At 63.6% G+C, this 18,280-nt stretch carries 26 protein-coding genes; 25 read left to right on the top strand and 1 reads right to left on the bottom strand.

The window, feature by feature from the left end:
• Window positions 1-61: 61 nt before the first annotated feature.
• Window positions 62-1,495, bottom strand: coding sequence for a calcium-binding protein (locus G5V65_RS07760; protein ID WP_165048612.1), 1,434 nt, complete (start codon window positions 1,493-1,495; stop codon window positions 62-64).
• 204 nt (window positions 1,496-1,699) lie between these two features.
• Here G5V65_RS07760 and rpmC point away from each other — a divergent pair, with 204 nt between their 5' ends.
• From rpmC to G5V65_RS07635, 25 genes are all read left to right on the top strand, one after another.
• Window positions 1,700-1,900: a 50S ribosomal protein L29 gene (rpmC, locus tag G5V65_RS07755; RefSeq protein WP_165048611.1), complete on the top strand. Its 201-nt coding sequence runs from the start codon at window positions 1,700-1,702 to the stop codon at window positions 1,898-1,900.
• A 12-nt stretch (window positions 1,901-1,912) separates the two neighbouring features.
• Window positions 1,913-2,146 (top strand): 30S ribosomal protein S17, encoded by a 234-nt coding sequence (gene rpsQ, locus G5V65_RS07750; RefSeq protein ID WP_165048609.1) that lies wholly within the window; start codon window positions 1,913-1,915, stop codon window positions 2,144-2,146.
• An 80-nt stretch (window positions 2,147-2,226) separates the two neighbouring features.
• The gene (gene rplN / locus G5V65_RS07745) at window positions 2,227-2,595 is read left to right on the top strand and encodes a 50S ribosomal protein L14 (protein WP_023666245.1); all 369 of its coding nucleotides are present in this window, start codon (window positions 2,227-2,229) and stop codon (window positions 2,593-2,595) included.
• Window positions 2,595-2,900: a 50S ribosomal protein L24 gene (rplX, locus tag G5V65_RS07740; RefSeq protein ID WP_165048608.1), complete on the top strand. Its 306-nt coding sequence runs from the start codon at window positions 2,595-2,597 to the stop codon at window positions 2,898-2,900. The genes rplN and rplX overlap by 1 nt, the downstream gene beginning before the upstream one ends.
• Window positions 2,900-3,460, top strand: a complete 561-nt coding sequence (gene rplE, locus G5V65_RS07735; protein ID WP_165048607.1) for a 50S ribosomal protein L5 — start codon at window positions 2,900-2,902, stop codon at window positions 3,458-3,460. Before rplX ends, rplE begins: the two co-directional genes overlap by 1 nt.
• Window positions 3,461-3,478: 18 nt before the next feature.
• Window positions 3,479-3,784: a 30S ribosomal protein S14 gene (rpsN, locus tag G5V65_RS07730; protein ID WP_165048606.1), complete on the top strand. Its 306-nt coding sequence runs from the start codon at window positions 3,479-3,481 to the stop codon at window positions 3,782-3,784.
• A gap of 13 nt (window positions 3,785-3,797) precedes the next feature.
• A complete protein-coding gene (rpsH, locus tag G5V65_RS07725; protein ID WP_206526704.1) occupies window positions 3,798-4,196 on the top strand; it encodes a 30S ribosomal protein S8 in 399 nt (132 codons plus the stop codon).
• Window positions 4,197-4,206: 10 nt separating this feature from the next.
• A complete protein-coding gene (gene rplF, locus G5V65_RS07720; protein ID WP_165048604.1) occupies window positions 4,207-4,740 on the top strand; it encodes a 50S ribosomal protein L6 in 534 nt (177 codons plus the stop codon).
• 11 nt (window positions 4,741-4,751) lie between these two features.
• A complete protein-coding gene (gene rplR, locus G5V65_RS07715) occupies window positions 4,752-5,111 on the top strand; it encodes a 50S ribosomal protein L18 (RefSeq protein WP_165048603.1) in 360 nt (119 codons plus the stop codon).
• Between the two features lie 108 nt (window positions 5,112-5,219).
• Window positions 5,220-5,792 carry a 30S ribosomal protein S5 gene (gene rpsE, locus G5V65_RS07710; RefSeq protein WP_165048602.1) on the top strand — a complete coding sequence of 191 codons (573 nt, stop codon included), beginning with the start codon at window positions 5,220-5,222 and terminating at the stop codon, window positions 5,790-5,792.
• 3 nt (window positions 5,793-5,795) lie between these two features.
• Window positions 5,796-5,990: a 50S ribosomal protein L30 gene (gene rpmD, locus G5V65_RS07705; protein WP_165048601.1), complete on the top strand. Its 195-nt coding sequence runs from the start codon at window positions 5,796-5,798 to the stop codon at window positions 5,988-5,990.
• A 168-nt stretch (window positions 5,991-6,158) separates the two neighbouring features.
• The gene (gene rplO, locus G5V65_RS07700; RefSeq protein WP_165048600.1) at window positions 6,159-6,638 is read left to right on the top strand and encodes a 50S ribosomal protein L15; all 480 of its coding nucleotides are present in this window, start codon (window positions 6,159-6,161) and stop codon (window positions 6,636-6,638) included.
• A gap of 100 nt (window positions 6,639-6,738) precedes the next feature.
• Window positions 6,739-8,097: a preprotein translocase subunit SecY gene (gene secY / locus G5V65_RS07695; RefSeq protein WP_165048599.1), complete on the top strand. Its 1,359-nt coding sequence runs from the start codon at window positions 6,739-6,741 to the stop codon at window positions 8,095-8,097.
• 8 nt (window positions 8,098-8,105) lie between these two features.
• On the top strand, window positions 8,106-8,756 hold the full coding sequence (locus G5V65_RS07690; protein WP_165048597.1) for an adenylate kinase: 651 nt from the start codon (window positions 8,106-8,108) through the stop codon (window positions 8,754-8,756).
• 188 nt (window positions 8,757-8,944) lie between these two features.
• Window positions 8,945-9,313 carry a 30S ribosomal protein S13 gene (gene rpsM, locus G5V65_RS07685; protein WP_023664558.1) on the top strand — a complete coding sequence of 123 codons (369 nt, stop codon included), beginning with the start codon at window positions 8,945-8,947 and terminating at the stop codon, window positions 9,311-9,313.
• Between the two features lie 15 nt (window positions 9,314-9,328).
• Complete coding sequence (gene rpsK, locus G5V65_RS07680) at window positions 9,329-9,727, top strand: 30S ribosomal protein S11 (protein ID WP_023664559.1); 399 nt, start codon at window positions 9,329-9,331, stop codon at window positions 9,725-9,727.
• Window positions 9,728-9,843: 116 nt separating this feature from the next.
• Complete coding sequence (locus tag G5V65_RS07675) at window positions 9,844-10,860, top strand: DNA-directed RNA polymerase subunit alpha (RefSeq protein WP_165048595.1); 1,017 nt, start codon at window positions 9,844-9,846, stop codon at window positions 10,858-10,860.
• 129 nt (window positions 10,861-10,989) lie between these two features.
• Window positions 10,990-11,409 (top strand): 50S ribosomal protein L17, encoded by a 420-nt coding sequence (rplQ, locus tag G5V65_RS07670; RefSeq protein ID WP_165048593.1) that lies wholly within the window; start codon window positions 10,990-10,992, stop codon window positions 11,407-11,409.
• Window positions 11,410-11,575: 166 nt separating this feature from the next.
• On the top strand, window positions 11,576-12,187 hold the full coding sequence (locus G5V65_RS07665; RefSeq protein WP_165048591.1) for an autoinducer binding domain-containing protein: 612 nt from the start codon (window positions 11,576-11,578) through the stop codon (window positions 12,185-12,187).
• Between the two features lie 51 nt (window positions 12,188-12,238).
• The gene (locus tag G5V65_RS07660; protein WP_165048589.1) at window positions 12,239-12,826 is read left to right on the top strand and encodes an acyl-homoserine-lactone synthase; all 588 of its coding nucleotides are present in this window, start codon (window positions 12,239-12,241) and stop codon (window positions 12,824-12,826) included.
• Window positions 12,827-12,889: 63 nt separating this feature from the next.
• Window positions 12,890-14,269 (top strand): Do family serine endopeptidase, encoded by a 1,380-nt coding sequence (locus tag G5V65_RS07655; RefSeq protein ID WP_165048587.1) that lies wholly within the window; start codon window positions 12,890-12,892, stop codon window positions 14,267-14,269.
• Window positions 14,270-14,307: 38 nt separating this feature from the next.
• Window positions 14,308-15,621, top strand: a complete 1,314-nt coding sequence (locus G5V65_RS07650; RefSeq protein WP_165048585.1) for a replication-associated recombination protein A — start codon at window positions 14,308-14,310, stop codon at window positions 15,619-15,621.
• A 445-nt stretch (window positions 15,622-16,066) separates the two neighbouring features.
• Complete coding sequence (gene crcB / locus G5V65_RS07645; RefSeq protein ID WP_165048583.1) at window positions 16,067-16,441, top strand: fluoride efflux transporter CrcB; 375 nt, start codon at window positions 16,067-16,069, stop codon at window positions 16,439-16,441.
• Window positions 16,438-17,484, top strand: coding sequence for an RluA family pseudouridine synthase (locus tag G5V65_RS07640; protein ID WP_165048581.1), 1,047 nt, complete (start codon window positions 16,438-16,440; stop codon window positions 17,482-17,484). The genes crcB and G5V65_RS07640 overlap by 4 nt, the downstream gene beginning before the upstream one ends.
• Window positions 17,481-18,188: an ATP12 family chaperone protein gene (locus G5V65_RS07635; RefSeq protein WP_165048579.1), complete on the top strand. Its 708-nt coding sequence runs from the start codon at window positions 17,481-17,483 to the stop codon at window positions 18,186-18,188. Before G5V65_RS07640 ends, G5V65_RS07635 begins: the two co-directional genes overlap by 4 nt.
• The last annotated feature ends 92 nt before the right edge of the window (window positions 18,189-18,280 follow it).

Raw genomic sequence — 18,280 nt, 5'->3', positions numbered from 1 at the left:
TCGGGGAAGGGTCACATGGGTCAAATCTCAATGGAAATCTTCAGCCCAACCGGGTCAGCTCTCAGCGCAAATCAACATTCTCGAAGGTGAGAACGAGGTTGGTGGACCCACCCTGCGCGTTCGGCACAAGCGTTGCGCCCTTGTAGAAGGGCGCATCCTGGGCGGGGATGTTGATGACGAGGTCGTCTTCCGAACTGGTCAGATCCTTGATGGCGAGCATCTGGTCCGACGCATAATCGCGGCCATAGGTGACGCCCGTCAGGTTGAGGGTGAAGGTATCGAACCCAGCGCCGCCCGACACTGTGTCGATGCGTTGGCCGGAGGGATCGGTCAGGGTGATGTCGACGTTGATCCGGTCATCACCGTCGCCTCCATCAATGATCGAAGCTTCCTGTGTGTTGCGCGTGGCGTCGATGTAGAGCGCGTCATCGCCAGCACCGCCCCTGATGGTGAAGTTCACGCCTTCGCCGATGGTCATCACGTCATCGCCGCTGCCACCGTCGAGCGTGGAGTCGGCGCCCGTTTCGATTTCGAAGGCATCATTGCCGCTGCCGCCAAAGAAGCTGCCATCGGCGATGCCTCTGATCGTGTCATCCCCGGTGCCGCCGTCCACACGGCTGAGGCCGCCGGACGCTATTTCATAGAGTCGCCCCGTATTCCCATCGGTGTCGGGGAGGGCTATGCCAAGGTCTTCCAGCGTCGAGCCCGTGACCCCTTGCAGGCGGATGCGCATGTAGCGATCCACTGCTGCGCCCGTGTCGTCGGTGGCGGTGTAATGCAGGTTCAGGTCGGAATAGTTGCCCTCCCGGTTCTCTACCAACTCTGCGCGGTCGAGTTGGTTGAAGTCGATGTCCAGTCCGTCTTCGGCTGGATCGAAATCGGTGATGGTCACCAGTTTGCCGGGCCCGGCCTTGGCCGCCATTCCCGGAGCGACTGTCAGGTCGTATGTGTCCGCGCCATCGCCCCCGGAAAGGATCGCGCCGCGCTGGTTGTCACTGTCGTCGAAATGGAGGTCAAAGCGGTCGTCGCCAGTCCCGCCATAGGCGGCGGCCCCGTCGAATACATCGGTATCGAAGCTGAAGCTGTCGTTGCCCGCGTCGCCGTGAAGGGCGAAGCTGTCACCCATGCCTCCGACGAAGCTGTCTTCGCCCGCACCGCCGTAGATCTTGGCGGCATACCCATCTTCGAAACTGAACGTGTCATTCCCGGCCGCGCCCCGGACTGTTCCTTCGACGATTCCGGTGAATTTGTCATTCCCGGCCCCGCCCGATGGGTTTTGCACCCCGGACGCCAGATTGATGTTGCGATCCTCGGGTTCATCGGACGGTGAATTGTCTTCCGCAGTGGCGCCATCATCGTCTTCGGAAGACATCAGGAGATTTGCTGCAACACCGACACCAAGCATCATCAACAGAAGGAAACCCATGGTGGCACCAACGAAAAACAACCTTTCCGTGCATCCTATGCGTCGGAACCTGTGAGTCAATGAAGACATGCCAGAATGCGGCCTAGGCCGGCTTTCCTGGGTTGGTGGCCAAGGAAACTAGGGCTTGCCCTCATGCGCGCCCTTCTGTAATGGGACGCATCCACGGTTCCGGGGCGACTCGGAATCGTTGGTTCATCATTGATCCACCAGGTTCAAGGTAACCCTGAGCAGACCGCAGGGGCCCTCTGGTGATTGAGAAAAGGAAGACGGCGCATGACCGCCAGCGAATTCAAGACGAAGACGCCCGACCAGCTGCGTGATCAGCTTGTCGCGCTGAAGAAGGAAGCGTTCAACCTGCGCTTCCAGCAGGCCACCGGCCAGCTTGAGAACACCGCCCGCTTCAACGCCATCCGCAAGGATGTGGCGCGGATCAAGACGGTGCTGACCCAAAAAGCCGCCGAAGCTGCGAAGTAAGAGGATCACGAAATGCCCAAACGCATCCTGCAAGGTGTTGTGACCTCGGACAAGAACGAGCAGACGATCACCGTCCTCGTCGAGCGCCGCTTCAAGCACCCGCTGCTGCAGAAGACCGTCCGCAAGTCCAAGAAGTACCGGGCCCACGACGAGCATAACAAGTTCAAGGTCGGCGACTCTGTTCGTATCGAAGAGTGCGCGCCGATTTCGAAGACGAAACGCTGGACGGTGGTCGTCGAGGCGTAAGCCACGACTTCCGTTCAGTCCGAACGAAACCCTGGGACGGTTGCAGATCATGACCGTTCCCAAAGGTCGGGAGTAAACCAATGATCCAGATGCAGACCAATCTGGATGTTGCTGACAACTCCGGCGCGCGCCGGGTTCAGTGCATCAAGGTTCTGGGCGGTTCGCACCGCCGCTATGCGTCCGTCGGCGACATCATCGTGGTGTCGGTGAAGGAAGCGATTCCGAAGGGCCGCGTGAAGAAGGGGGATGTCCGCAAGGCCGTCGTCGTTCGCACCGCCAAGGAAGTCCGCCGTGAAGACGGCACGTCCATCCGTTTCGACCGCAACGCCGCCGTCATCCTGAACAACCAGGGCGAACCGGTCGGCACCCGTATCTTCGGGCCGGTCGTGCGCGAGCTGCGTGCGAAGAACTTCATGAAGATCATCTCGCTGGCGCCGGAGGTGCTCTGATGGCTGCGAAGCTTAAGAAGGGCGATACCGTCATCGTTCTGACCGGTAAGGACAAGGGCAAGAAGGGCGAGATTTCCGCCGTCATGCCCAAGGACAACAAGGCCGTGGTCGATGGCGTGAATGTCGCGATCCGCCACACCAAGCAATCGGCAGCGTCGCAGGGTGGCCGTCTGGCCAAGGCCCTGCCGATCGACCTGTCGAACCTTGCCATCGTCGACAAGAACGGCAAGCCCACCCGCGTCGGCTTCCGCATGGAAGGTGACAAGAAGGTGCGTTACGCCAAGTCCACCGGGGAGGCGATCTGATGCTTGACCAAGCCACCTATACCCCGCGGGCCAAGGCTGACTATGTCGCGCGCATCCGTGCCGCGATGAAGGAAGAGTTCGGCTACAAGAACGACATGCAGATCCCCCGGCTCGACAAGATCGTGCTGAACATGGGCGTCGGCGAAGCGGTCAAGGACACCAAGAAGGTGAAGCAGGCCGCCGAGGAACTGTCGCTGATCGCCGGCCAGAAGGCCGTGATCACCCATGCGAAGAAGTCGATCGCCGGCTTCCGCGTTCGGGAAGAGATGCCGCTGGGCTGCAAGGTCACGCTGCGCGGCGACCGGATGTACGAATTCCTCGATCGTCTGATCACGGTGGCCCTGCCGCGCGTCCGCGACTTCCGCGGCGTGAAGGGCACGTCCTTTGACGGCCGTGGCAACTATGCCATGGGCCTGAAGGAACACATCGTGTTCCCCGAGATCAACTTCGACAAGGTCGACGAAGTTCTGGGGATGGACATCATCATCTGCACGAACGCCAAGACCGACGCAGAAGCCAAGGCGCTGTTGAAGCATTTCAACATGCCCTTCACGTCGTAAGCGCGAGGAACCTGAGATATGGCAAAGAAATCCATGGTGAACCGCGAAGTGAAGCGGCAGAAGCTTGTGAAGCAGCATGCTTCCAAGCGCGCTGCGCTGAAAGCGGTGATCAACGACCAGTCCAAGCCGATGGAAGAGCGCTTCAAGGCGACTCTGAAACTGGCCGAACTGCCCCGCAACTCGTCCGCCACCCGCCTGCACAACCGCTGCGAGCTGACGGGCCGTCCCCATGCCTACTACCGCAAGCTCAAACTCTCGCGGATCATGCTGCGCGAACTGGCCTCCTTCGGCCAGATCCCCGGCATGGTGAAGTCGAGCTGGTAAGGGAGGAAGACAGATGTCGATGAACGATCCTCTCGGCGATATGCTGACCCGCATCCGCAACGCGCAGATGCGCGGCAAATCCACCGTCTCGACGCCGGCCTCGAAGCTGCGCGCCTGGGTGCTGGATGTGCTGGCGGCGGAAGGCTATATCCGTGGCTATGAGAAGAACACGACCGAGAATGGCCAGGGCGAACTGGTGATCTCGCTGAAGTACTTCGAAGGCACCCCGGTGATCCGCGAACTCAAGCGCGTGTCCAAGCCGGGCCGTCGCGTCTACATGGGTGTCAAGGACATCCCGTCGGTGCGCAACGGTCTGGGTGTTTCCATCGTCTCCACGCCCAAGGGCGTGATGTCGGACGCAGCGGCCCGCTCTGCCAATGTTGGCGGCGAAGTCCTCTGCACCGTGTTCTGAGGAGAATGGGATGTCTCGTATTGGCAAAAAACCGGTCGAACTGCCCAAGGGCGTGTCGGCCTCGATCAGCGGCCAGACCATCGAAGTGAAAGGGCCGAAAGGCACCCGCAGCTTCACCGCTGGCGACGACGTGACGATCACCCTCGAGGGAACCACCGTCAAGGTGACCCCGCGTGGCCTGTCGAAGCGCGCGCGCCAGCAGTGGGGGATGACCCGCTCCATGGTGTCGAACCTTGTGGTCGGCGTGACCGAAGGCTTCAAGAAGGACCTGGAAATCCAGGGCGTGGGTTACCGCGCCGCGATGGCCGGGAATGTGCTGAAGCTGTCGCTCGGCTATTCGCATGAGGTGAACTTCGAAGTGCCGAAGGGGGTGACCGTGTCCTCTCCGAAGCAGACCGAAATCGTTGTGGAAGGTATCGACCAGCAGCTTGTCGGACAGGTTGCGGCGAACATCCGTGAGTGGAAGCGCCCCGAGCCCTACAAGGGCAAGGGCATCCGCTACAAGGATGAGTACATCTTCCGCAAGGAAGGCAAGAAGAAGTAAGGGGCGCAACCATGGCGAACACAAAGAGAGAGCTGTTCCTCAAGCGCCGCCTGCGCGTTCGGAACAAGATCAAGTCGATGGCCAACGGGCGCCTGCGCCTGTCTGTCCACCGCTCGTCCAAGAACATCAGCGTCCAGCTGATCGACGACGCGAAAGGGGTCACCGTGGCCTCTGCCTCGTCGCTCGAGAAGGATCTGGGCGTCGTTGGCAAGAACAACGTCGAGGCTGCGGCCAAGATCGGCGCTGCGATTGCCGAGCGGGCCAAGAAGGCCGGCGTGGAAGAATGCTATTTCGACCGCGGCGGTTTCATTTTCCACGGGAAGATCAAGGCGCTTGCCGATGCCGCCCGTGAAGGTGGCCTGAAGTTCTGATGCATGCGGGCGGCGTTCGCGCCGCCCCGATGATCCCGGCCCCGCATGGCGGCGCACGAGGATTGGCCCATAACGGCGCTTTGCCGCGCCAACATGAAGGAATGCCATATGGCAGAACGTGAGAACCGCCGGGAGCGCCGCGACGACCGTCGTGACAACCGCCCGGAAGAAACCCCGGAATTCGCCGACCGTCTGGTCGCGATCAACCGCGTCTCGAAAACCGTGAAGGGCGGCAAGCGCTTTGGCTTTGCGGCACTCGTCGTGGTCGGCGACCAGCGCGGTCGTGTCGGCTTTGGCAAGGGCAAGGCCAAGGAAGTGCCGGAAGCGATCCGCAAGGCGACCGAACAGGCGAAGCGTTCGCTGATCCGGGTGCCGCTGAAGGATGCGCGCACGCTGCATCACGACATGGAAGGCCGGCATGGCGCGGGCAAGGTGGTGATGCGGACGGCCGTTGCCGGTACCGGGATCATCGCCGGTGGTCCGATGCGCGCCGTGTTCGAGATGCTGGGGATCCAGGACGTGGTGGCGAAGTCCATCGGGTCGCAGAACCCCTACAACATGATCCGCGCAACCATCGACGGGTTGAAGCAGGAAACCTCGCCCCGGCAGGTCGCGAATCGTCGCGGCAAGAAGGTGGCGGAGATCCTGAAGAAGCCTGACGCCGAAGTCGTGGAGGGCTGATAGATGACCGCGAAGAAAACCATCGTCGTGAAGCAGGTGGCATCCGCCGCCCGCCGCCCCGCGATTCAGACCGCGACCCTGAAGGGCCTTGGCCTGAACAAGATGCACCGCACGCGCGAGCTGGAAGATACCCCGGCCGTGCGCGGCATGGTCCGCAAGATCTCGCACCTCGTGCAGATCATCGAAGAGCGTGGCTGATCGCGTGGCGGGGTGAACCCCGCCCTACGGAACCGGGGCGCGTGGGGAAACCCGCGCGCCCTTGCCATTTAATAGGGGGGCAGCGATGCCTGACCCGCAACAAGCAAGAAATGCCGCGTTGCCCTTCATCCGTCGCAGGATGGGCATTCCGGCCAAGGAGTATGCGACATGAAACTGAATGAACTGCGTGACAATGACGGCGCGGCCCGCAAGCAGAAGCGTGTGGCGCGCGGCCCGGGTTCGGGCAAGGGCAAGACCGCCGGTCGCGGGATCAAGGGTCAGAAGTCCCGTTCGGGCGTGGCCATCGGTGGCTATGAAGGCGGCCAGATGCCGCTGTATCGCCGCCTGCCCAAGCGCGGCTTCAACAAGCCGAACCGTCTGGAATTCGCGGTGGTGAACCTGGGCCTGATCGAGAAGTTCATCGGTCTGGGCAAGCTGGATGCCAAGTCGGAAATCACCGAGGATGCGCTGGTTGCGGCCGGTGTCACCTCGAACAAGCGGGACGGCATCCGCGTTCTGGCCAAGGGCGAGATCAAGTCGAAGGTCAAGCTGGTGGTGACCGGCGCCTCGGCTTCGGCCATTGAAGCGGTCGAAAAGGCCGGCGGGTCGATCACCGTCAAGGCATCTGCGGCAGCGGCTGCCGAATAACGGTTGTGAGCGGTCGCAGGACCGCTTACATCAGGGCAAGTTTTCCCGCGCCGCCGACCGGAAAACGGTTCGGCGGCGCCTCCATGAAAAGAGTCTGGGCATGGCATCTGCTGCGGAGCAAATGGCGGCGAACCTGAGTTGGTCCGCCCTTGGCAAGGCGACCGACCTTCGCCAACGCATCTTCTTCACCCTCGGCTTGCTGATGGTCTACCGGCTGGGAACCTATATTCCTGTTCCGGGGATCGACGGCACCGCGCTGCGCGAATTCATGTCGCAGGCGAGCCAGGGGATCGGCGGGATGCTGAACCTGTTCACGGGCGGCGCGATCAGCCGGATGGGCATCTTTGCCCTGGGGATCATGCCCTATATCAGCGCCTCGATCATCGTGCAGCTTCTGGCGGCCATGGTGCCGCAGCTGGAGCAGCTGAAGAAGGAAGGCGAGCAGGGGCGCAAGAAGCTGAACCAGTATACCCGTTACGGCACGGTGGCGCTGGCGATCTTTCAGGCCTGGGGTATCGCGGTTTCCATCGAGGCCGGTGGCCTGGCCCATGATCCGGGGCTGTTCTTCAAGCTGGCCTGCGTGATCACGCTGGTGGGCGGCACCATGTTCCTGATGTGGCTGGGTGAGCAGATCACCGCACGCGGCATCGGCAACGGCATTTCGCTGATCATCTTCGTGGGGATCGTGGCGGAAATTCCGGCCGCATTGGTGCAGTTCTTCGAACAGGGCCGTTCGGGCGCGCTGTCGACGCCGCTGATCCTTGGGATCATCGTGATGGTGGTGGCGGTCATCGCCTTCGTGGTGTTCATGGAACGCGCGCTGCGCAAGATCCACATCCAGTATCCGCGCCGTCAGGTGGGGATGAAGATCTATGACGGCGGGTCGTCGCATCTGCCGGTGAAGGTGAACCCCGCGGGCGTCATCCCGGCGATCTTTGCCTCGTCCCTGCTGCTGCTGCCGACGACCATCGGCACCTTCTCGGGGCAGGATACCAATCCGGTCCTGTCCACGATCATGGCCTATATGGGCTATGGCCAGCCGCTGCACCTGCTGGCGATGGCGGCGATGATCGTGTTCTTTGCCTATTTCTACACGGCCAACGTGTCCTTCAAGGTGGAGGATGTGGCCGAGAACCTGAAGAACCAGAACGGATTCATTCCCGGCATCCGCCCCGGCAAGAAGACCGAGGAATATCTGGAATATGTCGTCAACCGCGTGCTGGTTCTTGGGTCTGCCTATCTGGCGGCGGTCTGTCTGCTGCCCGAGATCCTGATCGCGGAGGTGGGCATTCCGTTCTATTTCGGCGGGACATCGGTTCTGATCGTGGTGTCGGTGACGATGGATACGATCAACCAGGTCCAGTCGCATCTTCTGGCGCATCAGTATGAAGGTCTGATCGAGAAGTCCAACCTGCGCGGCAAGAAGCGGACGGGCTCCAAGGCCCCGGCGCGGCGCTGAGGGCGGATATGGCCAACATCATCCTTCTGGGCCCGCCCGGCGCGGGAAAGGGAACGCAGGCCAAGCGTCTGGTCGAGGAGCGCGGCATGGTCCAGCTTTCGACCGGCGACATGCTGCGCGAGGCGAAGACCAGCGGCACGGAGATGGGCCGCAAGGTGGCCGATGTGATGGCGCGGGGGGAACTGGTCACGGATGAGATCGTGATCGGCCTGATCGAGGAGAAGATCACCGGGCAGGCCGGTGGCGGCTTCATCTTTGACGGCTTTCCCCGGACGCTGAAGCAGGCGGATGCGCTGGGGGATCTGCTGGCGCGGACGGGGCAGACGCTGGACGCGGTGATCGAGATGCAGGTCGACGACGCGGCGCTGGTGGCACGGATCACCGGGCGGTTCACCTGCGGCCAATGCGGCGAGGTCTATCACGACCAGACCCGCCCGACGAAGGTGGCGGGTGTCTGCGATGCCTGCGGATCGACGCAGATGGTGCGCCGCGCCGATGACAACGAGGATGCGCTGCGGCAGCGTCTGATGGAATACTACAAGAAGACCTCGCCACTGATCGGCTATTACTATGCCAGGCATCAGCTTTCTTCGGTGGACGGGTTGGCGGAAATGGACGCGGTTTCCGGGGCGATTGCCGCGGTGCTTGACAAAGCCTGAAAATGCCGTTCCCCGGCCTTGACGGGCGGGGGAAAAGCCCATAAAGCACGGCGTCCCGCAAGGGAATCGTCCGGCCATTATTGATGCTTGGCTGGTCTGACTGAATCGGTGGCGCGACGCTGTCGCATCGCCGGAGTTGTGAAAAAAGGTTCTGGCATCACGGAACCGCAACGAAAAGGAACATACGCGTGGCACGTATTGCTGGCGTCAACATCCCCACCCAGAAGCGGGTGCCGATCGCCCTGACCTACATCACCGGCATCGGTCCGCATAATGCGGAAATCATCTGCAATTCGCTGAACATCGACCGCGCCCGTCGCGTGAACCAGCTGTCGGATGCCGAAGTGCTGGCGATCCGCGAATTCATCGACGCCAACTTCACCGTCGAGGGCGACCTGCGCCGTGAAGTGTCGATGAACATCAAGCGTCTGATGGACCTCGGCTGCTATCGCGGCCTGCGTCACCGCAAGAACCTGCCGGTTCGCGGCCAGCGCACCCACACCAACGCCCGCACCCGCAAGGGCCCGGCGAAGCCGATCGCCGGCAAGAAGAAGTAAGGGGAGCGTTCAGATATGGCACGTGATACCAAAGCCGCCGCGCGCACCAAGCGCAAGGAACGCAAGAACATCGCCGCTGGCGTGGCGCATGTGAATTCTTCGTTCAACAACACCAAGATCCTTATTTCCGACGTGCAGGGCAACGCGATCTCGTGGTCGTCGGCTGGCACGATGGGCTTCAAGGGGTCGCGGAAATCCACGCCCTATGCCGCGCAGATGGCCGCCGAAGATGCGGGCCGCAAGGCGCAGGAACATGGCGTGAAGACGCTGGAAGTCGAAGTGCAGGGCCCGGGTTCGGGCCGCGAGTCGGCGCTGCGCGCGCTGGCCGCCGTGGGTTTCAACATCACCTCGATCCGTGATGTCACCCCGCTGGCGCATAACGGCTGCCGTCCGCCGAAGCGCCGCCGCGTCTAAGCGATTTCGATATGGGCGGGCCGTGCCGGATGGTGCGGCCCGCTTCAGCTATTTCTGATCCTCGGGCGTCCGCTGCTATCTGGACATGGGCAGCGGGCAAGAATGGAGGCGAAAGCATGATCCACAAGAACTGGCAGGAACTCATCAAGCCGACGCAGCTGGTCGTGCGTCCCGGTGCCGATCCGTCGCGCGTGGCCACGGTGATCGCCGAGCCGCTGGAGCGGGGCTTTGGCCTGACGCTGGGCAATGCGCTGCGCCGGGTGCTGATGTCGTCGCTGCAGGGCGCTGCCATCACCTCTGTGCAGATCGACAACGTGCTGCACGAGTTTTCCAGCGTGGCGGGCGTGCGTGAAGACGTCACCGACATCGTGCTGAACCTGAAGGGCGTCAGCCTGAAGATGGAAGTCGAGGGGCCGAAGCGGCTGTCGATCTCGGCCAAGGGGCCGGGCGTGGTGACGGCGGGCGACATTTCCGAGAGCAACGGGATCGAGGTTCTGAACAAGGACCACGTGATCTGCCATCTGGATGACGGCGCGGATGTGTTCATGGAACTGACCGTGAATACCGGCAAGGGCTATGTCTCGGCCGACAAGAACCGTCCCGAGGATGCGCCCATCGGCCTGATCCCGATCGACGCGATCTATTCGCCGGTGAAGAAAGTCAGCTACGAAGTGCAGCCCACCCGCGAGGGCCAGGTGCTGGATTATGACAAGCTGACGATGAAGGTGGAAACCGACGGCAGCCTGAGCCCGGATGACGCGGTGGCCTATGCCGCGCGCATCCTGCAGGACCAGCTTTCGATCTTCGTCAACTTCGACGAGCCGGAATCGGCCAAGCTGGGCGAAGTGGATGCGGGGCTGGAGTTCAACCCGCTGCTTCTGAAGAAGGTGGACGAGCTGGAGCTTTCGGTGCGTTCGGCCAACTGCCTGAAGAACGACAACATCGTCTATATCGGCGACCTGATCCAGAAGACCGAAGCCGAGATGCTGCGCACCCCGAACTTTGGCCGCAAGTCGCTGAACGAGATCAAGGAAGTGCTTTCGGGCATGGGCCTGCATCTTGGGATGGAAGTCGAGGACTGGCCGCCGGAGAACATCGAGGATCTGGCCAAGCGGTTCGAAGACCAGTTTTGATGTAGGGCGGGGTTAACCCCGCCCTACCAAATGCCCGGACTTCCGGGGAAATCTTGGGCAATTCCGCCCCAACGACGCGGTTCGCACGCACGGGCCGCAACACAAAGCAAAACGCGATAGGAGATACCCATGCGTCACGCCCGCGGATACCGCCGCCTGAACCGGACCCACGAACATCGCAAGGCGCTGTTCGCCAACATGGCCGGTTCGCTGATCGAACATGAACAGATCAAGACGACCCTGCCCAAGGCCAAGGAACTGCGCCCGATCATCGAGAAGCTGATCACGCTGGCCAAGCGCGGCGACCTGCATGCCCGCCGCCAGGCCCATGCACAGCTGAAGCAGGACATCCATACCGAGCGGCTGTTCGCCGTTCTGGGCCCGCGCTACCAGTCGCGCCAGGGTGGCTATGTGCGCATCCTGAAGGCCGGCTTCCGCTATGGCGACATGGCCCCGATGGCGATCATCGAATTCGTGGATCGCGACACCAGCGCCAAGGGCGCCGCTGACCGCGCCCGCGTCGAGGCCGAGGAAGCCGCCGAGGATTGAGTTCGGCCGCAACAGGCCCGGAGACCGGAAGGCCCGCCGCATGGCGGGCCTTTTGCTTTCTGCCGGTCCGATCATGAAGGCCGGGGTGGGGTGTCCCGACAAGAGTCTTCTTTCAACGCAGGAAGGTGGGGGCTAAAGTCGGCAGGAATCACCAGTACAAAACGACATGTCTGTAAAGATTGGCCTTGATCTCGAGTTGCACCGTTTGTCGCTTTTGGCGCCTGCAGGATATTTCGTTGGCCTGCATATCCGGTTCACCGCACCCCTCTTTACCTTCCAGACATATGACCAGACCTGGTTGAACCACTACACCGAGAAGGGCTATGTCCTGCGGGATCCGATGGTGGCCTGGGGTTTTTCCCGGAACGGCACGATCCGCTGGAGCGATCCGGACCTTCCCGATCCTTTCGGCCTTTTCACGGAAGCGGCCTCTTTCGGCCTGAAACATGGCTGCACCGTATCGCACGGGCCGATCCATTCGCGCACAATCGCCTCATTCGCACGTCCGGACCGCGAGTTCCTGGATGGCGAGATTGCATCCCTGCAGGAAATCGTGCTGAGGATGCACGACATGACCGAACCGCCCGAGGAATTGACCAAGGCGCAGGTTGAGGCACTCAGGTGCATTGCGGGGGGTGACCGTCACGCCGCCGCGGCCGAAAAGCTCGGTATTTCCGAAAGCGCGCTGAAGGCGAGGATCACCTCGGCGCGCATCAGGTTGATGGCGAGAACGACGGCCGAAGCCATACAACGGGCGAAAGACTACCGCCTGATCTGATCCTGTCTCCTGCAAGGCACAGCCGACCATTCATCCATAACGGAGGCTGCCATGCAGACCACGACGCTTTCTTTTGCCAACCTGCACAACCATGGCGAGTTGTTCGCCAACATGCTTCGCGCCCGGCGAGAGCTTTTCATCGTTCACAACAAATGGAACCTGCCCGAGGCGCTGGGTATGGAATACGATCAGTATGACACGCCCGCCAGCAGATGGGTTGTGGTGCATGACGAATTCGGGCGCGTCCTGGCCGGGAACCGGCTGACGCCCACGACCACGCGCTGCGGGATCTACAGCTACATGATCCGCGATGCGCAGCGCGGCTTGCTGGATACGATCCCTTCGGATCTTCTGTTCGACGAGGCCCCGGTGTCCGAGACCGTCTGGGAAAGTTCGCGGCTGTTCGTATCGCATGACGTGCCCGCCGCGCAGCGCCGGGCGGTGCATGCGCGGCTGATCCTGGAACTGGGGGCGGCCGCCCGGAACCTTGGCGCGGCCTATTGCCTGACGCTGCTGGCCGCGACATGGCCGCGCTGGAGCGATCGTGTCGGGGTAAAGATGAAGGCCATGGGCCCCGTGATCGAGACCGAGGGGCGGCATCAGGTTGTTGCGATGGACTTCGCCACATCGCTGCATTGACGCCCGGCTTGCAGTTGCGCCCCCGATCCCCGATATCGGGGGCGCAATCTGCAGGGGGGCCGCATGAAACGAACTGCCATCCTTTTCCTTGCCTTGTTTGCGGCGATGCCGCTTTCGGCGCAGACCGTGCCGGCCTCGTCGGCCGATATCAGCCTTTCCTTCGCGCCGGTGGTGAAGGCGGCCGCGCCTGCGGTGGTGAACATCTATGCCACCCGGATCGTGCGGGAGCGGCGGTCTCCCTTTGCCGATGATCCCTTCTTCAACCAGTTCTTCGAGGCGCTGGGTCCGGCCCAGCCGCGGTTGCAGAATTCGCTTGGGTCGGGGGTGATCGTCGGGGCGGCGGGGATCGTGGTGTCGAACTATCACGTGGTCGGGCAGGCCAGCGAGATCCGCGTCGTGCTGAACGATCGTCGCGAATATGCGGCGGATGTGATCCTGGCGGATCAGGAAAGCGATCTGGCCGTGTTGCGGCTGCGGGATGCAGAGGCGTTGCCTTTCCTGACGCTGCGAAACTCGGACGAGCTGGAGGTGGGCGATCTGGTGCTGGCCATCGGCAACCCCTTTGGCGTGGGGCAGACGGTTTCTTCCGGCATCGTGTCGGGCTTGGCGCGGTCGGCTTTGCAGGTGGGAGACGGGCGGGGCTATTTCATCCAGACGGATGCGGCGATCAATCCGGGCAATTCGGGCGGGGCGCTGGTCGATGTGCAGGGGCGGCTGGTGGGGATCAATACGGCGATCCTGACGCGGGGCGGGGGATCGAACGGGATCGGCTTTGCGATTCCCGCGAACCTGGTGCGCAGCATCGTGGCCCAGGCCGAGGCCGGGGCCAGCCGCTTTGCCCGGCCCTGGGCGGGGGTGACGGGGCAGGCCATGGATGCGGGGCTGGCCGAGGGGCTGGGTCTGGCCCGGCCGGATGGGGTGCTGGTGTCGGACCTGCATCCCCAAAGCCCCTTTGCCGCGGCGGGATTGCGGGCCGGGGATGTGATCCTGTCGCTGGGCGGGGCGCCGACGAACACGCCGCAGGAGGTGATGTTCCGGCTTTCGGCGCTGGGCGTGGGGGCCGAGGCGGAGCTTGTCTGGCTGAGGGACGGGCAGGAGCAGCGGGCGCGGATGGTGCTGGCCCCGGCGCCGGATGAACCGCCGCGGGACCAGAGGGTGGTGGTGGCGGATGTGGCGCTGCGGGGATTGACGGTGGTGCGCATCAATCCCGCTGTGATGGAAGAGTTGAACCTGCCGATGCAGGCCGAGGGCGTGGCCGTGCTGCAGGCCGAGGATCTGGCGGCGCGGGCGGGGTTCCGGCCGGGAGATGTGATCCTGGCGATCAATGGCGCGGCGGTGGCCAGCCCGGCGGATGTGGAGGCGCTGGCCGGGATGGCGGCGCGGGTCTGGGAGATCGATCTGATCCGCGGCGGGCAGGCGATGCGCCTGCGCTTCCGCTTCTGATCTTTCGCGGGGCGGCGCGCGGGGATAGGCTCTGATCCATGGCTGATCTGTTCGACTCTGCCCCCCGCCCTGCCGCCGATGGCCCGCGCCCATTGGCCGACCGGCTGCGCCCCAAGCGGCTGTCGGAGGTGATCGGGCAGGGGCATGTGCTGTCGCCCGAGGGGCCCTTGGGCGCGATGCTGGCGGCGAAGTCCTTGAGTTCGTTGATCCTTTGGGGGCCGCCGGGTGTGGGAAAGACCACCATTGCGCGGCTTCTGGCGGATGAGACGGATCTGGCCTTCGTGCAGATTTCGGCGATCTTCACCGGGGTGCCGGACCTGAAGAAAGTCTTCGAGCAGGCGAAGATAAGGCGGCAGAACGGGCAGGGGACGCTGCTTTTCGTCGATGAGATCCACCGGTTCAACAAGGCGCAGCAGGATGGATTTCTGCCCCATATGGAGGATGGAACGATCCTTCTGGTGGGTGCCACGACCGAGAATCCCAGTTTCGAGTTGAATGCGGCGCTGCTGTCGCGCGCGCAAGTCATTGTTTTGGAAAGACTTTCCTTGACGGATCTGGAGCATCTGGCGCAGCGGGCGGAAAAGGAACTGGGGCGTGGGCTGCCGCTGACCGGCGAGGCGCGGGAGGCCATGCTGGAGATGGCGGATGGGGATGGGCGGGCTTTGCTCAACCTGATCGAGCAGGCGGCGGCCTGGAAGGTGGAGCGGCCATTGGACCGCGCGCAGCTTTCGCAACGGTTGATGCGGCGGGCGGCGAAATACGACAAGTCGGGGGAGGAGCATTACAACCTGATCTCGGCCCTGCACAAATCCATCCGGGGGTCGGATCCGGACGGGGCGCTGTACTGGTTTGCGCGGATGCTGGAAGGGGGAGAGGATCCCCGGTTCCTGGCGCGGCGGCTGGTCAGGATGGCGGTGGAGGATATCGGCCTGGCCGATCCGCAGGCGCAGGGGATCTGCATCGACAGCTGGCAGACCTATGAGCGGCTGGGGTCGCCCGAGGGCGAGCTTGCCCTGGCAAATGCCGTGGTTTATCTGGCACTTGCGCCGAAATCGAACGGGGTCTACGTGGCCTACAAGGCGGCGCGGGCTGCGGCGCGGGAGACCGGCAGCCTGATGCCGCCACGGCATATCCTGAACGCGCCGACGAAGATGATGAAGGAGATCGGCTATGGGGCGGGCTATGCCTATGACCATGAGGCCGAGGACGGGTTTTCGGGGCAGGACTATTTCCCGGAAGGGATGAAGCGCCCGGTCTTCTATGCGCCGCCCGAGCGGGGTTTCGAGCGCGAGTTGAAGAAGCGGGTGGAGTATTTCGCGAAGCTGCGGGCGAAACGGCAGGGCGAGCGGTAACTTCTGCTTTCCGGGCAAGGGTTTGGGCGGAAAGGGCCGTGCAACAGCCGGTGCAGACGGTTGGTGCAGACGGGCGTGCATACAAATTCCGAGAGATAGGGGCGCGCGATCAGGGTTAATGGTGCGCTGGTGGTGAGGCGTCCCCCCTCTCCCTGACCCTCTCCCCCCCCCGGGGGGGAGAGGGAATGGTGCGGTGTGGGAGGCGGGATCGCGGGGGGCAGCGGCGGAATTGGGTATTTGGGCCAAGGTGAAGGAGGGGGCGTGGGGTTCGGGCAGAGTGGGGTGGCGAGGAAGAAGGGGGTATCTGGGCCTAGGTGAAGGAGGGCGCGGGGTTTTGGGAGGAGGGGCGGGTTCGGGTGAGGGCGGTCTGGCGGGGGCGGTCGAGAGGAAGGGGGGCAGGGCGGTCGTGGTTGACATTCCGGCCCCTTGGGGCAATGCAGACCGGATGATCACGACCCTTCTTCATGTGGCCGCAGGCGGGGCCATCGGCGCGGCGCTGCGCTATCTGGTGAATGTCGGCGCGGGCCGGATGGTCGGCCCGGGCTTTCCCGTGGGCACGGTCATCGTGAATGTCCTGGGCAGTTTCGCCATGGGCGTGCTGGTCACCGTTCTGGCGCGGAAGGGGGGGAACCATCTGGCGCCCTTCCTGATGACCGGGGTGCTGGGCGGGTTCACCACCTTTTCGGCCTTTTCGCTGGATGCGCTGACCCTGTGGGAGCGGGGGCAGGGCGGGGCGGCGGCGATCTATGTGCTTGGCTCGGTCCTGCTGTCGCTGGCGGGGATCGGGGCGGGCCTTTTCCTGGCACGGAGCCTGACATGAGCGGCGTGAAGACCCTGACGGTTTCGGAAGACGAGGGGGAGCAGCGGCTGGACCGCTGGTTCAAGCGGCGCTTTCCGCATGTGACGCAAGGCGCGGTGGAGAAGATGTGCCGCACGGGGCAGGTGCGGGTGGATGGGGCGCGGGCGAAGGCATCCGACCGGGTGGTGCCGGGCCAGACGATCCGGGTGCCGCCCCTGCCCGATGCCGATGCGCCGTCGCGGCCGCGCCCGGACGGGGTGAGCGCGGCGGATGCGAAGATGATCCAGGACTGCGTGCTGTGGATGGACGAGCATATGATCGTTCTGAACAAGCCTGCGGGGCTGCCCAGCCAGGGGGGCAGCGGGCAGGGCGACCGGCATGTGGATGGTTTGGCGGAGGCATTGAAGTTCGGCTATAAGGAGCGGCCCAAGCTGGTGCATCGGCTGGACAAGGACACAAGCGGCCTTCTGATGCTGGCGCGGACGGACCGGGTGGCGCGCGGGCTTTCGGAGGCGCTGCGGCATCGGAACACGCGCAAGATCTATTGGGCGGTGGTGGCGGGCGTGCCGAACCCGAAGAAGGGATCCATCAAATACGGGCTGATGAAGGCCCCCGGCCATGGCAAGCGTGGCGAGGGGGAGAAGATGCTGTGCGTCCATCCCGCGAAGATGGCCGAGTTCCCGGATGCCAAGCGGGCGCATACGGATTACTTCGTGCTGTGGTTCCTGGGAACGCGGTTGAGCTGGATGGCGCTGGAGCCGGTGACGGGGCGGACGCATCAGTTGCGCGCGCATATGGCGGAGCTGGGCCATCCGATCATCGGGGACGGGAAATATGGCGGCAGCGATGCCGACAACCAGGGCGATGGCTGGGGCGCGGCGGTGGGCGGGGATATTTCCCGCAAGCTGCACCTGCATGCCAGGATGCTGGAGGTGGAGCATCCGGTGACGAAGAAGATGATGACCTTCACCGCGCCTTTGCCCGAGCATATGGCGCGGACCTGGAAGGCGCTGGACTGGAAAGAGGATGACGTGCCGGCCGATCCCTTTACGGTGTTCAAATGAGCGGATGGAAGGCGAAGCGCTTCTGGAAGGAAGCGCGGGCGGAGGATTGCGAAGGCGGGTTCACCGTGCGGCTGGACGGGCGGGCGGTGAAGACCCCGGCCAAGGTGGCGCTGGTGGTGCCGACGCGGGCGATGGCGCAGGCGATTGCCGCGGAATGGGACGCGCAGGTGGGCGAGGTGCGGCCCGAGACGATGCCGGTGACGCGGGCGGCGAATTCGGCCATCGACAAGATCGTGCCGCAGCGCGCCGAGGTGGTGGAGATCGTGGCGGCCTATGGGGCGTCGGATCTTTTGTGCTATCGCGCCTTGGGGCCGGAGGCGCTGATCGCGCGGCAGGCGGCGGGATGGGATCCGGTGCTGGACTGGGCGGCGGAGGCGCTGGGCGCGCGGCTGGTGGTGACGCAGGGGGTGATCCCGGTGGCGCAGCCCGCTGAGGCGGTGGCGGCGCTGACGGCGCGGGTGGCGGGGCTTTCGCCCTTTCAACTGGCGGCGTTTCACGACCTTGTGGCGATTTCGGGATCGCTGCTGCTGGCCTTGGCGGTGATCGAGGGGCATCTGACGGCGGAGGAGGCCTGGCTTCTGTCGCGGATCGACGAAAGCTGGCAGGTGGAGCAATGGGGCGAGGACGAGGAGGCGGCGGCGACAGAGGCGGGGCGGCGAGTCGCATTTGATCAGGCGAGTCGATTCTTTTCCTTGTGTGGGTGACAATCCTGCCTGAAAAACGGGCATTGGCCGCGGGGGCTGTGGTCAAACGGATGCAACGCATTGATCGGCAAGCGCTTTTCAATATTCCTGCG

This window comes from Paragemmobacter kunshanensis, assembly GCF_011059185.1.
Classification (GTDB): Bacteria; Pseudomonadota; Alphaproteobacteria; order Rhodobacterales; family Rhodobacteraceae; genus Paragemmobacter; species Paragemmobacter kunshanensis.
This window is presented reverse-complemented; position numbering and strand designations above follow the sequence as displayed.

Coding starts and splice junctions, on each gene's coding strand:
- G5V65_RS07760 (WP_165048612.1), bottom strand. CDS start 1,495: ATGTCTTCATTGACTCACAGGTTCCGACGCATAGGATGCACGGAAAGG.
- rpmC (WP_165048611.1), top strand. CDS start 1,700: ATGACCGCCAGCGAATTCAAGACGAAGACGCCCGACCAGCTGCGTGAT.
- rpsQ (WP_165048609.1), top strand. CDS start 1,913: ATGCCCAAACGCATCCTGCAAGGTGTTGTGACCTCGGACAAGAACGAG.
- rplN (WP_023666245.1), top strand. CDS start 2,227: ATGATCCAGATGCAGACCAATCTGGATGTTGCTGACAACTCCGGCGCG.
- rplX (WP_165048608.1), top strand. CDS start 2,595: ATGGCTGCGAAGCTTAAGAAGGGCGATACCGTCATCGTTCTGACCGGT.
- rplE (WP_165048607.1), top strand. CDS start 2,900: ATGCTTGACCAAGCCACCTATACCCCGCGGGCCAAGGCTGACTATGTC.
- rpsN (WP_165048606.1), top strand. CDS start 3,479: ATGGCAAAGAAATCCATGGTGAACCGCGAAGTGAAGCGGCAGAAGCTT.
- rpsH (WP_206526704.1), top strand. CDS start 3,798: ATGTCGATGAACGATCCTCTCGGCGATATGCTGACCCGCATCCGCAAC.
- rplF (WP_165048604.1), top strand. CDS start 4,207: ATGTCTCGTATTGGCAAAAAACCGGTCGAACTGCCCAAGGGCGTGTCG.
- rplR (WP_165048603.1), top strand. CDS start 4,752: ATGGCGAACACAAAGAGAGAGCTGTTCCTCAAGCGCCGCCTGCGCGTT.
- rpsE (WP_165048602.1), top strand. CDS start 5,220: ATGGCAGAACGTGAGAACCGCCGGGAGCGCCGCGACGACCGTCGTGAC.
- rpmD (WP_165048601.1), top strand. CDS start 5,796: ATGACCGCGAAGAAAACCATCGTCGTGAAGCAGGTGGCATCCGCCGCC.
- rplO (WP_165048600.1), top strand. CDS start 6,159: ATGAAACTGAATGAACTGCGTGACAATGACGGCGCGGCCCGCAAGCAG.
- secY (WP_165048599.1), top strand. CDS start 6,739: ATGGCATCTGCTGCGGAGCAAATGGCGGCGAACCTGAGTTGGTCCGCC.
- G5V65_RS07690 (WP_165048597.1), top strand. CDS start 8,106: ATGGCCAACATCATCCTTCTGGGCCCGCCCGGCGCGGGAAAGGGAACG.
- rpsK (WP_023664559.1), top strand. CDS start 9,329: ATGGCACGTGATACCAAAGCCGCCGCGCGCACCAAGCGCAAGGAACGC.
- G5V65_RS07675 (WP_165048595.1), top strand. CDS start 9,844: ATGATCCACAAGAACTGGCAGGAACTCATCAAGCCGACGCAGCTGGTC.
- rplQ (WP_165048593.1), top strand. CDS start 10,990: ATGCGTCACGCCCGCGGATACCGCCGCCTGAACCGGACCCACGAACAT.
- G5V65_RS07665 (WP_165048591.1), top strand. CDS start 11,576: ATGTCTGTAAAGATTGGCCTTGATCTCGAGTTGCACCGTTTGTCGCTT.
- G5V65_RS07660 (WP_165048589.1), top strand. CDS start 12,239: ATGCAGACCACGACGCTTTCTTTTGCCAACCTGCACAACCATGGCGAG.
- G5V65_RS07655 (WP_165048587.1), top strand. CDS start 12,890: ATGAAACGAACTGCCATCCTTTTCCTTGCCTTGTTTGCGGCGATGCCG.
- G5V65_RS07650 (WP_165048585.1), top strand. CDS start 14,308: ATGGCTGATCTGTTCGACTCTGCCCCCCGCCCTGCCGCCGATGGCCCG.
- crcB (WP_165048583.1), top strand. CDS start 16,067: ATGATCACGACCCTTCTTCATGTGGCCGCAGGCGGGGCCATCGGCGCG.
- G5V65_RS07640 (WP_165048581.1), top strand. CDS start 16,438: ATGAGCGGCGTGAAGACCCTGACGGTTTCGGAAGACGAGGGGGAGCAG.
- G5V65_RS07635 (WP_165048579.1), top strand. CDS start 17,481: ATGAGCGGATGGAAGGCGAAGCGCTTCTGGAAGGAAGCGCGGGCGGAG.